Raw genomic sequence first — 12,396 nt, forward strand, 5'->3', positions numbered from 1 at the left:
CCTTCATGAGCCAACCCCTTTCTTCCCAGCCGGAATCGGCTCAGCCTGTTGAAGATAACTGGCTGCGATTTATCGAACTGATGCAAAATGCCTTTGCCGATGGCGTGGCGCTGCCGTTATTACAACTGATGATGACGCCGGATGAACGTGAATCCTACGGGACGCGTTTGCGCATTATTGAAGAGCTGATGAACGGCGATATGAGCCAGCGTGAACTGAAGAATGAGTTGGGCGTCGGCATCGCCACCATTACGCGCGGGTCTAATAGTCTGAAAGAGGCGCCGCCAGAGCTAAAACGCTGGCTGGAAGCGCGTCTTGGCCGCGGTTAACGCTGGCTGTAGAGCGGATGGGTGAACGGACACAGCGCCAGAATCAACGCCTGATGGTAGACGCTGGAGCGGCTAAGCAGGCCGTGGGTGAGGGCACCAATCGCGCCACCTTTGTGTTTGATATTCTCCACGCCGGTTAAGCGTGCCATCTCATCACCCAGTTCATGCCCGGCAGCCAAGCCTGCCACGACAATCGGCGGCAGCGTAAAGCTGGCCGAACGTGATTCTCCGCGCTGCTGCGCGTTTTCAATCACCATCCACGCAAAGGCGCAATCGCCTTCGATTCCCGCTTCGATCGCCACCCAGTAATCGGCCCGTGGACGCGTTTGACGCGCGTTCTCAACCCGCTGACGTGCGCCAGTTCGCGTTTCAACATCACTAAGTGGCTGGGCTGCGACGCCGCTCTCGACCTCAACCCCTTCGATGTGGCAGGATCCTTCGCCGAAAACGTCGTTGAACGCCTGAGCAATCGCGCGAATTTTTGCCGGGTTGATGGTGGCTGCGACAACATGGTACATAATTGTTTGAACCCTCGAGGCAAATTTGTCGCAGTATAACGGAAATTAAGCATGCTACAGGTCTATCTTGTTCGTCACGGTGAAACGGTATGGAATGCGGCTCGGCGCATTCAGGGGCAGTCTGACAGCCCGTTAACGGAAAAAGGTGAGCAGCAGGCTCAGCAAGTGGGCGAGCGAGTGAAATCGCTGGGCATTACCCATGTGATTGCCAGCGATTTGGGACGGACGCGGCGTACGGCAGAGATTATCGCCGATGCGTGTGGCTGCACCGTGACGCTCGATGCGCGTCTGCGCGAGCTCAATATGGGCTGCCTGGAACAACGTCCACTTGATGGCTTAACCGAAGAAGAGGAACACTGGCGGAAAACGCTGGTGGATGGCACCACTGCTGGACGTATTCCGGGTGGCGAATCGATGGCGGAGATGGCGACGCGGATGCACGAAGCGCTGAATGCACTACTGGAGTTGCCTGCCGGTAGCCGTCCGCTGATTGTCAGCCACGGGATGGCGCTGGGCGTGTTGGTCAGTACCATTCTCGGTTTGCCTGCGCATGCGGAACGTCGTTTGCGTTTGCGGAATTGCTCGATCTCGCGCGTGGATCATCAGCAGAGCGCGTGGCTGGCGGCCGGTTGGGTGGTTGAGACGGCGGGCGATGTGTCGCATCTGGATGCGCCAGCGTTAGACGAGCTTCAACGCTAAGCCAAAAAAAATGCCGTCGCGATGACGGCATTTTTTATTAGTTATTCTGTTGGCGAATCGGAATCAGGTATTCGCAGCGGATTTCCGTTGGCGGCTCGCTACGTTTTTTACCCCCGTGCGTGTAGAAACGCTCGATGTCCTGTCCCTGACGACGCACTAATCCCAGCGTTGGCATACAAGTGCCGTACAGCAGCAGGATAAATTCACCCAGCGCGCTGCGCGCACCGTTGTAGGTGAACTGCACGTAATCACCGGCTTCCACAATCACGCTCTGATTCGACTGCATGCTTTTTGCCAGCTGATCGGCAGGCACCGCAGTGGTGTAAAGAATCTCCTGCTCATCATCTTTTTCATGGCTGGCGCGCACCTGATGCAAGCCATACAGCACCGGCGGCACCGTGTCGGTTTCCAGCAGGAACTGCTTCCAGAAATGCAGGCGCATCTCATCGCGATAGCTGGAAATCTGCTCCAGCGTACAGGAGTAACTCTGCGTCTGGCCGACCAGCACCGTTTCAGGCAGCGTGACAAACTGCGCTTCCGGCATGCTGTTATCGTCGAGACGAATTGGCGGGCGAATGCCAAACGAGTTCCACTCCGATGAGCGACGATACCAGGCCGGCGTTTGGTTGAATTGCTTTTTAAACGCACGGGTAAAGGTCTGCTGCGAATCGAAGCGATATTGTAACGCGATGTCGAGGATGGGGCGGCTGGTCAGGCGAAGCGCCACCGCGGCTTTCGACAGCCTACGCGCGCGAATGTACGCACCAATCGCGTGGCTGGTTACTTCCTTGAACATCCGCTGTAGATGCCACTTGGAGTAGCCTGCTTTCTGCGCAACGTTATCTAATGAAAGCGGTTGATCCAGATGGCTCTCCAGCCAGACAAGCAAATCGCGAATGATACCGGCTTGGTCCATAAAACATCCTCATAACTCTCTGGTGGCGCAACTATGAAGTCGTCGAATAATAGCACGAAATGCACAAAAGCGTGGGGGCGGTTTGCTAATCGAGTGTGCTAAGTCAATGTGGGTTAAAACCCTTTTAGGTTTGGTTCTCTGTTCGATTGACAGTACATTACATTCTCATCTATTCGATTGGCAATGGTAACTCAATGACAATAGCTCGTATTCTTATAATCACGTTGGCAACATATGTATTCAGTGCTGGCGTTCAGGCCGAAGAGATCGGCTCAGTTGACACGGTATTCAAGATATTTGGCCCCGATCATAAGATCGTGGTAGAAGCCTTCGATGACCCCGACGTAAAAAATGTAACCTGTTATATCAGCCGGGCAAAAACCGGCGGTATCAAAGGGGGACTAGGTTTGGCGGAAGACACGTCCGACGCGGCCATCTCCTGTCAACAGGTGGGACCGGTAGAGCTTAGCGAGAAAATCGCACAAGGCAAGGCGCAAGGTGAAGTGGTGTTCAAAAAACGCACATCATTGGTGTTTAAGAAGCTGCAGGTGGTGCGCTTCTTTGACCAGAAACGTCATGCGCTGGTGTACCTGAGCTATTCCGACAAGGTGGTGGATGGATCGCCGAAGAATGCGCTGAGCGCCGTGCCGATTATGCCGTGGCATTGATGCAGGATAAAAAACGCCCTGACGGGCGTTTTTTCTTTCAATTTTTAATCCTGCAGTTCGCCGCAGAAGCGGTAACCTTCGCCGTGAATGGTGGCGATGATTTCTGGCGTGTCTGGCGTGGATTCGAAATGCTTACGAATACGGCGGATGGTGACATCCACGGTACGGTCATGCGGCTTCAGCTCGCGGCCGGTCATCTTCTTCAGCAAGTCACCACGCGTCTGGATTTTGCCTGGGTTCTCACAGAAGTGCAGCATGGCGCGGAATTCACTGCGCGGCAGCTTGTACTGGTCGCCGTTTGGACTGATCAGTGAGCGGCTGTTGATATCCAGCTCCCAACCGTTGAAGCGATAGCTTTCAACGGTACGGCGTTCTTCACTTGGCATCGCCAGATTCATGGTGCGCGACAGCAAATTGCGTGCACGAATCGTCAACTCACGCGGGTTGAACGGTTTGGTGATGTAATCATCGGCACCGATTTCCAGACCGAGGATTTTATCCACTTCATTATCACGGCCGGTAAGGAACATCAGCGCGACGTTTGCTTGCTCACGCAATTCGCGCGCCAATAGCAAACCGTTTTTACCTGGCAGGTTGATATCCATAATCACCAGATTGACGTCATTGTCCGTCAAAACCTGATGCATCTCGGCGCCGTCGGTGGCTTCATAGACCACGTAACCTTCTGCCTCAAAGATACTTTTGAGGGTGTTACGCGTGACCAGTTCGTCTTCAACGATAAGAATGTGCGGGGTCTGCATGTTTCGCTACCTAAAATTTGCCAACAAATCGAAAACAGGGCGTACGTCGGTTACGCTAATGTGCTGCAACCGGTATACGAAATAATCTTCGGAATACACCATCCATCTACGTCAACTTCAGTGTTAGCTCAGCCAGTCAGGATGGATATTTGCACGCCCCGAGGATCTCGGACAGGCGCTCATCCTAACCGTATTAACAGCAACCTAACAGCACCAACAACAACCGATAAGCATAAAAACAACGCTTCGTTGACTTATATCAAATGCAAGTGTAGCACGTTAACACTTTTATGAAAAACTTCTCCAGGATTGCTAGTTTAGCTCACAAAATGCAGCATTTTTGCTACATTTCGTCCTTATAAAACCAAAACTAAAACACACAGGAAATTATATTTCAATGATATGAAAGAAAAGGGTTTTATATTCAATAGGTCCGATAATTTTGCTTATGCCCGCTAATTTCCACTACAGCTGGATTTATCCCTCTTTTAACATCGTTAACATCTTATTTTTCCACTAGCCGCAGTTGGTATTTTCTCTGCTGCATGCCAACATAATGCGAGTTGTTAACAGTTCGATGGAAAAATCATGCATTTCCCCTTAATCCTTGTTTCTCCCGCTCGTCCGGAAAATATCGGTGCGGCTGCTCGCGCTATGAAAACCATGGGATTTAGCGAGCTGCGCATTGTCGCCAGCGATGCCTGGCAAGATCCCGCAGCACGCCGAGTGGCGCACGGCGCCGGTGAGATCCTCGATAACGTCAAAACCTACGCCACGCTGAGCGAGGCGCTCAAGGATGTCGATTTTTCCGTAGCGACCACCGCACGTAGCCGCGCGAAATTCCGCTATTACGCTACGCCCAGCCAGGTTGAAAACATCCTGCAGGAGAAGCGCCAATGGCTGAGCCGCATCGCGTTGGTGTTTGGCCGTGAAGACAGCGGCTTAACCAATGAAGAGCTGGAGCAGGTCGATCTGTTAACCGGCATTCCGATGGCCAATGATTATCCGTCGCTGAATCTCGGTCAGGCAGTGATGGTGTATTGCTATCAGCTGTCGGCGCTCAATCAGATTGCGGCTGAGACCGCAGAAGTGGCGAATGAGCAGCAGTTGCAGGCATTGCGCCAGCGCTTTCATCAGTTGCTGGTCAAGCTGGATGTGAGTGATGACGTCAAAATGGCGGACTGGATCGATCAGCGCATCGGCCTGCTGGAACAGCGTGACAGCGCCATGCTGCATCGTTTGTTACACGACGTAGAAAAAAAACTTATAGATAATTGCTCGGATAAATCCTGAGATGCTAGTGACTGATGCGGCAATCCGCCGCATCTCCTGAACGATCGCGATAATTTTTGCCTCAGCAAGCGCAGCACTGCGCAACGCCAGGGACGGCGCGGCTAAGACAAATTCGTTGACTTAACGTGCGCTTTGCTTTACTTCTGGAAGGCAGACGGACAAGACAAAGACAGACAGAAAAAAATCTAAATGCGTAAACTCAGCCTGAACACCACAATTATTATTACCACCACCATTACCACAGGTAACGGTGCGGGCTGACGCATACAGGAAAAACAAAGAAAAAAGCCCGCACCTAAACAGTGCGGGCTTTTTTTTCGGCAAAAATTCAGGAGAGCTTCAAATATGCGAGTGCTGAAATTCGGCGGAACCTCAGTAGCCAATGCGGAACGTTTTCTCCGTGTGGCGGATATTCTGGAAAGCAATGCACAACAGGGACAGGTTGCGACCGTACTCTCTGCACCAGCAAAAATTACCAATCATCTGGTGGCGATGATTGAGAAAACCATCAGCGGCCTGGACACGTTGCCGAATATCAGCGATGCCGAACGTATTTTTGCCGACCTGCTGCAAGGCTTGCGTGATGCGCAGCCGGGCTTTGATTATGACGGACTGAAAACCCGCGTTGAACTGGAATTTGCACAGCTGAAACAAGTGCTGCACGGCATCAGCCTGCTGGGCCAATGCCCGGACGCTGTGAATGCCGCCATCATCTGCCGTGGCGAAAAGCTGTCGATTGCTATTATGGAAGCGCTGCTGCAGGCGCGCGGCCACAAAGTTACCGTTATCGATCCGGTGGAAAAGTTGCTGGCGATTGGTCATTACCTTGAATCCACCGTTGATATCGCCGAATCCACGCGTCGCATCGCCGCCAGCCAGATCCCAGCCGATCACTTTATCCTGATGGCCGGTTTCACCGCCGGGAACGAGAAAGGTGAACTGGTGGTGCTGGGCCGCAACGGTTCTGACTACTCCGCCGCCGTGTTGGCTGCGTGTTTGCGCGCTGATTGCTGTGAAATCTGGACCGATGTTGACGGCGTTTATACCTGCGACCCGCGCCAGGTACCTGATGCGCGCTTACTAAAATCGATGTCGTATCAGGAAGCAATGGAGCTCTCCTACTTCGGCGCCAAAGTCTTGCATCCGCGTACCATCGCGCCCATCGCCCAGTTCCAGATTCCTTGCCTGATCAAAAACACCGCTAACCCGCAAGCGCCGGGCACCTTAATTGGTGGCGAAGGCGAGCTGGATGAGAATCCGGTGAAAGGCATTACTAACCTGAATAACATGGCGATGTTCAACGTGTCAGGTCCGGGCATGAAAGGCATGGTCGGCATGGCGGCGCGCGTTTTCGCCGCGATGTCACGCACCGGCATTTCCGTGGTGCTGATCACCCAATCCTCTTCGGAATACAGCATCAGCTTCTGCGTACCGCAAAGCGAGCAGGCGCGTGCGCGTCGCGTGCTGGAAGAGGAGTTCTATCTTGAGTTGAAAGATGGCTTACTCGATCCGCTGGACGTGCTGGAACAGCTGGCGGTGATCTCGGTGGTCGGTGATGGCATGCGCACGCTGCGCGGCATCTCGGCCAAATTCTTCTCGGCGCTGGCGCGTGCCAATATCAATATCGTGGCGATTGCGCAGGGCTCGTCTGAGCGTTCCATCTCGGTGGTAGTGAGCAACGATGAAGTCACCACCGGCGTGCGTGTGGTGCATCAGATGCTGTTCGCTACCGATCAGGTCATTGAAGTGTTCGTGGTCGGCGTTGGCGGTGTGGGCGCAGCGTTGCTGGATCAGCTGCATCGCCAGCAGACGTGGCTAAAACAGAAGCATATCGATCTGCGCGTGTGCGGCATCGCTAACTCGCGGGCGCTGTTGACCAACGTACACGGTATCGATCTCAGCAACTGGAAGGCAGAACTGAACGAAGCCAAAGAGCCGTTCAATCTTGGTCGCCTGATGCGTTTGGTGAAAGAGTATCATCTGCTAAACCCGGTGATCGTCGATTGTACCTCCAGCCAGGCGGTTGCCGATCAATATGCCGATTTCCTCGCCGAAGGTTTCCATGTCGTCACGCCGAACAAAAAGGCCAACACGTCGTCGTGGAATTATTACCAGCAGATGCGTGCAGCGGCAGCAAAATCGCGCCGTAAGTTCCTGTACGACACCAACGTTGGTGCCGGTTTGCCGGTGATCGAAAACCTGCAAAACCTGATGAATGCCGGGGATGAACTGATCAAGTTCTCCGGTATTCTCTCTGGCTCGCTCTCTTTTATCTTCGGCAAGCTTGATGAGGGCGTTTCGCTGTCGGAAGCGACCAAAATGGCGCGTGAGATGGGCTTTACCGAGCCGGATCCACGTGACGATCTTTCTGGCACCGATGTGGCGCGTAAGCTGCTGATTCTGGCGCGTGAAGCGGGGCATCAGCTGGAGCTTAGCGATATCGATATCGAACCGCTGCTGCCCGCCAGCCTGACGGAGATCGCCGACGTTGAGCAGTTTATGCAACGTCTGCCGGAGCTGGATAACGCCTTTGCCGCGCGCGTTGCCAAAGCGCGTGACGAAGGTAAAGTATTACGCTTCGTCGGCGCGATTGAAGAGGGTGGCGTCTGCAAAGTGAAGATTGACGCGGTGGACGGCAACGATCCGCTGTACAAAGTGAAGAACGGTGAGAATGCGCTGGCATTCTACAGCCGCTACTATCAGCCAATCCCGCTGGTTCTGCGTGGATATGGTGCAGGGAATGATGTCACAGCAGCGGGCGTATTTGCTGACCTGCTGCGTACGCTGTCGTGGAAGTTGGGAGTTTGATGATGGTAAAAATTTATGCACCGGCCTCGATAGGTAACGTCAGCGTCGGCTTTGATGTGCTTGGCGCGGCGGTTTCGCCGGTGGATGGCACCTTGCTGGGGGACTGTGTTTCCGTGGAAGCCGCCGACAGCTTTAGCCTGGTGAACTCCGGGCGTTTTGTCAGCAAACTGCCGACCAATCCGCAGGAGAACATCGTTTATCAGTGCTGGGAGCGTTTTTGCCAGGCGATTGGCAAGCAAGTTCCGGTGGCGATGACGCTGGAAAAGAATATGCCGATTGGTTCCGGACTCGGCTCAAGTGCTTGTTCGGTGGTTGCCGGTTTGATGGCGATGAACGAATTCTGCGGCAAACCGCTCAACGACACCGAACTGCTGGCGCTGATGGGCGAGCTGGAAGGGCGTATTTCCGGCAGCGTACACTTTGATAACGTTGCGCCGTGCTTCCTTGGCGGCGTGCAGCTGATGATTGAAGAGAACGGCATCATCAGTCAGGACGTGCCGTGCTTTGACGAATGGCTGTGGGTGATGGCGTATCCGGGGATTAAAGTCTCCACCGCCGAAGCGCGTGCCATTCTGCCGGCACAGTACCGCAAAGAGGATGCCATTAAGCATGGCCGCCTGCTGGCAGGCTTTATTCACGCTTGTCATAAGCGTCAGCCTGGGCTGGCGGCTAAACTTATGCAGGATGTTATCGCCGAGCCGTATCGCACCAAACTGCTGCCAGGCTTCGCCGATGCGCGTAAAGCAGCGCAGGATGTTGGCGCGCTGGCGTGCGGCATTTCGGGCTCCGGCCCGACACTTTTCGCCGTTTGCAACGAGATGGCAACGGCACAGCGGATGGCGGACTGGCTGAGCCAGCACTATCTGCAGAATGAAGAAGGTTTCGTCCACATCTGCCGTCTTGATACGGCTGGCGCACGTAAATTGGGATAACGCATGAAACTCTACAACCTTAAGGATCACAACGAGCAGGTTAGTTTTGCTCAGGCCGTTAAACAGGGCCTCGGCTCGCAGCAAGGGCTGTTTTTCCCGCTCGAACTGCCGGAATTCGAACTGACCGATATCGATGCCATGCTGGAGATGGATTTCGTCAGCCGCAGCAGCAAAATTCTCTCTGCCTACATTGGCGATGAAATTGCGGCGCATCAGCTGGCCGAGCGCGTAAAAAACGCCTTTGCTTTCCCGGCGCCGGTGGCGAAGGTCAGCGATGATGTGGCTTGCCTCGAGCTGTTCCACGGTCCAACGCTGGCGTTTAAAGACTTCGGCGGCCGCTTTATGGCGCAGATGCTTTCCTATGTGAGCGGTGCGGATGAGCAGATCACCATTCTGACCGCCACGTCCGGCGATACCGGCGCCGCCGTGGCGCATGCCTTCTACGGCATGGAAAACGTGCGCGTGGTGATTCTCTATCCGCAGGGCAAAATCAGCCCGCTGCAGGAGAAACTGTTCTGTACGCTGGGCGGCAACATCGAAACCATCGCGGTTGAAGGCGATTTCGATGCGTGTCAGGCGTTGGTGAAACAGGCGTTTGATGATGAAGAGCTGAAAAAGGCGATTGGCCTGAACTCGGCGAACTCCATCAACATCAGCCGTCTGCTGGCGCAGATTTGCTACTACTTCGAAGCGGTAGCGCAGCTGCCACAAGAGAAGCGCAATCAGCTGGTGGTGTCGGTGCCGAGCGGTAACTTCGGTGACTTAACGGCTGGCCTGCTGGCGAAATCATTGGGTCTGCCGATCAAGCGCTTTATCGCTGCGACCAATGCTAACGATACCGTGCCGCGTTTCCTCGGCAACGGCGCATGGCAGCCAAACGCCACGGTAGCAACGCTGTCGAACGCCATGGATGTCAGCCAGCCGAACAACTGGCCGCGCGTGGAAGAGCTGTTCCGCCGCAAAACCTGGCGTTTGACCGATCTGGCGTACGGCGCGGTAACCGATGAAACCACCAAATCCACCATGCGCGAGCTGGCAGAGATTGGCTATATCTCTGAACCGCATGCGGCGATTGCTTACCGTTTGCTGCGCGACAACCTGCAGGAGGGCGAATATGGCCTGTTCCTCGGGACTGCGCATCCGGCGAAGTTCAAAGAGAGCGTGGATGAGATTCTGGGTCAGGATCTGCCGCTGCCAAAAGAGCTGGCCGAGCGCGCCGATTTGCCACTGCTGTCGCACAACCTGAAAGGCGATTTCGCGGAGCTGCGGGCGTTTTTGCTGAAGTAAGTGCTGACTGGGGTAAGTGCTCGCTGTCCCCCATCCCGGCCTTCCCCCGCTAGCGGGGGAAGGAGACGCTGCCACATGCAGCCTCCAAACTCACATATTGCAGCATCTTCCTCCCCCATTTATGGGGGAGGACCGAGGAGGGGGGCAGCGAGCACAATCCATTGCAGCGCTTGCTGAACTATTTCTGCTCGCGACGCTTAAACACCAGTTCGTTCTCGCTGCTTTCTGCACCGTCCAGAAAATATCCATCCACATCGAACTTCTTCAGCTGCGCAGGGTTGGTCAGGCGGTTCTGAATCACATAGCGGCTCATCAAACCGCGCGCTTTCTTGGCGTAAAAGCTGATGACTTTAAATTTGCCATTCTTCTCATCGAGGAACACCGGCTTGATCAACTCGGCGTTGAGTTTCTTCGGCTTGATGGCTTTGAAATACTCATCGGATGCCAGATTGATCAGCACGTCATCGCCTTGCTCAGCAATCGCCTCGTTTAACTTCTCAGTCAGCAAATCGCCCCAAAAGCTGTAGAGATCTTTCCCGGCCGGATTCGCCAGCTTAATGCCCATCTCCAGGCGATAAGGCTGCATCAAATCGAGTGGGCGCAGCAGGCCGTAAAGACCCGACAACATGCGCAGATGCTGCTGGGCAAAGTCAAAATCGTCGTCGCTAAAAGTTTCGGCCTGCAAACCGGTATACACATCGCCTTTAAACGCCAGGATCGCCTGACGCGCATTCTCCAGCGAGAAGGGCGGCTGCCATTGGTTAAAACGATCGGCATTCAGGTGCGCCAGCTTGTCGCTAATGCCCATCAGTGAGCTGATTTGCGCCGGTGAAAGATCGCGCGCAACGTCAATTAATTGGTGTGATTTTTCTAACAGCGCCGGTTGGGTAAAGCGTTGTGTCGCCAGCGGGCTTTCATAGTCCAGTGTCTTCGCTGGTGAGATAACCATCAGCATCGTGTACGTCCTCTTTGACCCGCAGGTTTATCAGGGAATTGAAGGGAAAATGTCGCAAGGAGTGTAGCAAAAAAGCGGCATGGATCGGCAAATCGCTCCCATTTGTTAGCGCTATCGTAAAGGGCACTTCGTGGTGTTGCGCCGTCACTTGTGCGTGATATTATCGCAACAGCCTTTTACACCCTGACAGTCAACCTAAGAGAAAGAGAACCATGACGGACAAACTTACTTCCTTGCGTCAGCTGACTACTGTGGTCGCCGACACCGGTGATATCGCGGCGATGAAACTTTACCAGCCGCAGGACGCGACCACGAACCCTTCTTTGATTCTCAACGCCGCTCAAATCCCTGAATACCGCAAACTGATTGACGAAGCCATTACCTGGGCACGTCAGCAGAGCAGCAACAAAGAAGATCAGCTGGCGCTGGTTTCTGACAAGCTGGCCGTCAACATTGGTCTGGAAATTCTCAAACTGATCCCTGGTCGCATCTCGACTGAAGTCGATGCGCGCCTCTCTTACGACACTGAAGCGAGCATCGCTAAAGCGCGTAGCCTGATCAAACTGTACAACGATGCGGGCATCAGCAATGACCGTATCCTGATCAAACTGGCGTCAACCTGGCAGGGCATTCGTGCTGCTGAGCAACTGGAAAAAGAAGGTATCAACTGTAACCTGACGCTGCTGTTCTCCTTCGCGCAGGCGCGTGCCTGTGCCGAAGCGGGCGTGTTCCTGATCTCTCCATTCGTTGGCCGTATCCTCGACTGGTACAAGCAGAACACCGATAAGAAAGAGTATGCAGCCCACGAAGACCCAGGCGTGGTGTCTGTGGCTGAAATCTACAGCTACTACAAGCAGCACGGTTATGAAACCGTGGTAATGGGCGCAAGCTTCCGTAACGTTGGTGAAATCATTGAGCTGGCTGGCTGCGACCGTCTGACCATCTCTCCGGGCCTGCTGAAAGAGCTGGCTGAGAGCGAAGGCACCGTTGAGCGTAAACTGAGCTACACCGGCGAAGTGAAAGCGCGTCCAGCGAAGATGACCGAAGCTGAGTTCTTCTGGCAGCACAACCAGGATCCAATGGCCGTTACCAAACTGGCTGAAGGTATCCGCAACTTTGCCATCGATCAGGGCAAACTTGAGAAGATGATCGCCGAGCTGCTGTAAGGTGATTGGCCGTGGCGGCAACCGCTGCCACGGTTTTACGTTTTTTCCCCCGCTTCTTGTATTA

12 protein-coding genes and 1 other annotated feature are annotated in these 12,396 nt (G+C 54.3%); of the genes, 8 read left to right on the top strand and 4 right to left on the bottom strand.

Translation table 11 applies throughout. From position 1 onward, the window contains the following. Positions 1 to 5 precede the first annotated feature (5 nt). Positions 6 to 329, top strand: a complete 324-nt coding sequence (trpR, locus tag P6287_RS03235) for a trp operon repressor (RefSeq protein ID WP_101762165.1) — start codon at positions 6 to 8, stop codon at positions 327 to 329. On the opposite strand, the gene yjjX is transcribed toward trpR, so the two are convergent. Next, positions 326 to 847: an inosine/xanthosine triphosphatase gene (gene yjjX / locus P6287_RS03240; protein ID WP_101762164.1), complete on the bottom strand. Its 522-nt coding sequence runs from the start codon at positions 845 to 847 to the stop codon at positions 326 to 328. The two genes, trpR and yjjX, sit on opposite strands and share 4 nt — an antisense overlap. Before the next feature lie 51 nt (positions 848 to 898). Here yjjX and gpmB point away from each other — a divergent pair, with 51 nt between their 5' ends. Further along, positions 899 to 1,546, top strand: a complete 648-nt coding sequence (gpmB, locus tag P6287_RS03245; protein WP_101762163.1) for a 2,3-diphosphoglycerate-dependent phosphoglycerate mutase GpmB — start codon at positions 899 to 901, stop codon at positions 1,544 to 1,546. 37 nt (positions 1,547 to 1,583) lie between these two features. On the opposite strand, the gene robA is transcribed toward gpmB, so the two are convergent. Further along, positions 1,584 to 2,462: an MDR efflux pump AcrAB transcriptional activator RobA gene (gene robA, locus P6287_RS03250; protein WP_101762162.1), complete on the bottom strand. Its 879-nt coding sequence runs from the start codon at positions 2,460 to 2,462 to the stop codon at positions 1,584 to 1,586. Between the two features lie 194 nt (positions 2,463 to 2,656). On the opposite strand from robA, the gene creA reads away from it, so the two are divergent. Next, positions 2,657 to 3,130, top strand: a complete 474-nt coding sequence (gene creA, locus P6287_RS03255; protein WP_101762161.1) for a protein CreA — start codon at positions 2,657 to 2,659, stop codon at positions 3,128 to 3,130. A gap of 44 nt (positions 3,131 to 3,174) precedes the next feature. On the opposite strand, the gene arcA is transcribed toward creA, so the two are convergent. After that, positions 3,175 to 3,891: a two-component system response regulator ArcA gene (gene arcA / locus P6287_RS03260; RefSeq protein ID WP_137385127.1), complete on the bottom strand. Its 717-nt coding sequence runs from the start codon at positions 3,889 to 3,891 to the stop codon at positions 3,175 to 3,177. A 588-nt stretch (positions 3,892 to 4,479) separates the two neighbouring features. Here arcA and P6287_RS03265 point away from each other — a divergent pair. From P6287_RS03265 to thrC, 4 genes are all read left to right on the top strand, one after another. After that, entirely contained in the window at positions 4,480 to 5,184 is a 705-nt protein-coding gene (locus P6287_RS03265; protein ID WP_101762160.1) for a tRNA/rRNA methyltransferase, read from the top strand. Positions 5,185 to 5,380: 196 nt separating this feature from the next. After that, positions 5,381 to 5,503, top strand: a sequence feature (Thr leader region). Positions 5,504 to 5,529: 26 nt separating this feature from the next. After that, a complete protein-coding gene (gene thrA, locus P6287_RS03270) occupies positions 5,530 to 7,992 on the top strand; it encodes a bifunctional aspartate kinase/homoserine dehydrogenase I (protein WP_110867500.1) in 2,463 nt (820 codons plus the stop codon). A 2-nt stretch (positions 7,993 to 7,994) separates the two neighbouring features. Further along, entirely contained in the window at positions 7,995 to 8,924 is a 930-nt protein-coding gene (thrB, locus tag P6287_RS03275; protein ID WP_277974902.1) for a homoserine kinase, read from the top strand. 3 nt (positions 8,925 to 8,927) lie between these two features. Next, positions 8,928 to 10,211: a threonine synthase gene (gene thrC / locus P6287_RS03280; protein WP_008108676.1), complete on the top strand. Its 1,284-nt coding sequence runs from the start codon at positions 8,928 to 8,930 to the stop codon at positions 10,209 to 10,211. 178 nt (positions 10,212 to 10,389) lie between these two features. Here thrC and yaaA read toward each other — a convergent pair whose 3' ends face one another. Beyond that, on the bottom strand, positions 10,390 to 11,166 hold the full coding sequence (gene yaaA, locus P6287_RS03285; RefSeq protein ID WP_110867502.1) for a peroxide stress protein YaaA: 777 nt from the start codon (positions 11,164 to 11,166) through the stop codon (positions 10,390 to 10,392). 212 nt (positions 11,167 to 11,378) lie between these two features. On the opposite strand from yaaA, the gene tal reads away from it, so the two are divergent. Next, positions 11,379 to 12,332: a transaldolase gene (gene tal / locus P6287_RS03290; protein WP_137385129.1), complete on the top strand. Its 954-nt coding sequence runs from the start codon at positions 11,379 to 11,381 to the stop codon at positions 12,330 to 12,332. Positions 12,333 to 12,396: the final 64 nt, after the last annotated feature.

Source organism: Pantoea sp. X85 (assembly GCF_029623675.1).
In the GTDB taxonomy this organism is placed as follows: domain Bacteria; phylum Pseudomonadota; class Gammaproteobacteria; order Enterobacterales; family Enterobacteriaceae; genus Pantoea; species Pantoea leporis.

What these genes read in the sequence shown, in the direction of transcription:
- trpR (WP_101762165.1), top strand. Translation starts at nt 6, where the DNA reads ATGAGCCAACCCCTTTCTTCCCAGCCGGAATCGGCTCAGCCTGTTGAA.
- yjjX (WP_101762164.1), bottom strand. Translation starts at nt 847, where the DNA reads ATGTACCATGTTGTCGCAGCCACCATCAACCCGGCAAAAATTCGCGCG.
- gpmB (WP_101762163.1), top strand. Translation starts at nt 899, where the DNA reads ATGCTACAGGTCTATCTTGTTCGTCACGGTGAAACGGTATGGAATGCG.
- robA (WP_101762162.1), bottom strand. Translation starts at nt 2,462, where the DNA reads ATGGACCAAGCCGGTATCATTCGCGATTTGCTTGTCTGGCTGGAGAGC.
- creA (WP_101762161.1), top strand. Translation starts at nt 2,657, where the DNA reads ATGACAATAGCTCGTATTCTTATAATCACGTTGGCAACATATGTATTC.
- arcA (WP_137385127.1), bottom strand. Translation starts at nt 3,891, where the DNA reads ATGCAGACCCCGCACATTCTTATCGTTGAAGACGAACTGGTCACGCGT.
- P6287_RS03265 (WP_101762160.1), top strand. Translation starts at nt 4,480, where the DNA reads ATGCATTTCCCCTTAATCCTTGTTTCTCCCGCTCGTCCGGAAAATATC.
- thrA (WP_110867500.1), top strand. Translation starts at nt 5,530, where the DNA reads ATGCGAGTGCTGAAATTCGGCGGAACCTCAGTAGCCAATGCGGAACGT.
- thrB (WP_277974902.1), top strand. Translation starts at nt 7,995, where the DNA reads ATGGTAAAAATTTATGCACCGGCCTCGATAGGTAACGTCAGCGTCGGC.
- thrC (WP_008108676.1), top strand. Translation starts at nt 8,928, where the DNA reads ATGAAACTCTACAACCTTAAGGATCACAACGAGCAGGTTAGTTTTGCT.
- yaaA (WP_110867502.1), bottom strand. Translation starts at nt 11,166, where the DNA reads ATGCTGATGGTTATCTCACCAGCGAAGACACTGGACTATGAAAGCCCG.
- tal (WP_137385129.1), top strand. Translation starts at nt 11,379, where the DNA reads ATGACGGACAAACTTACTTCCTTGCGTCAGCTGACTACTGTGGTCGCC.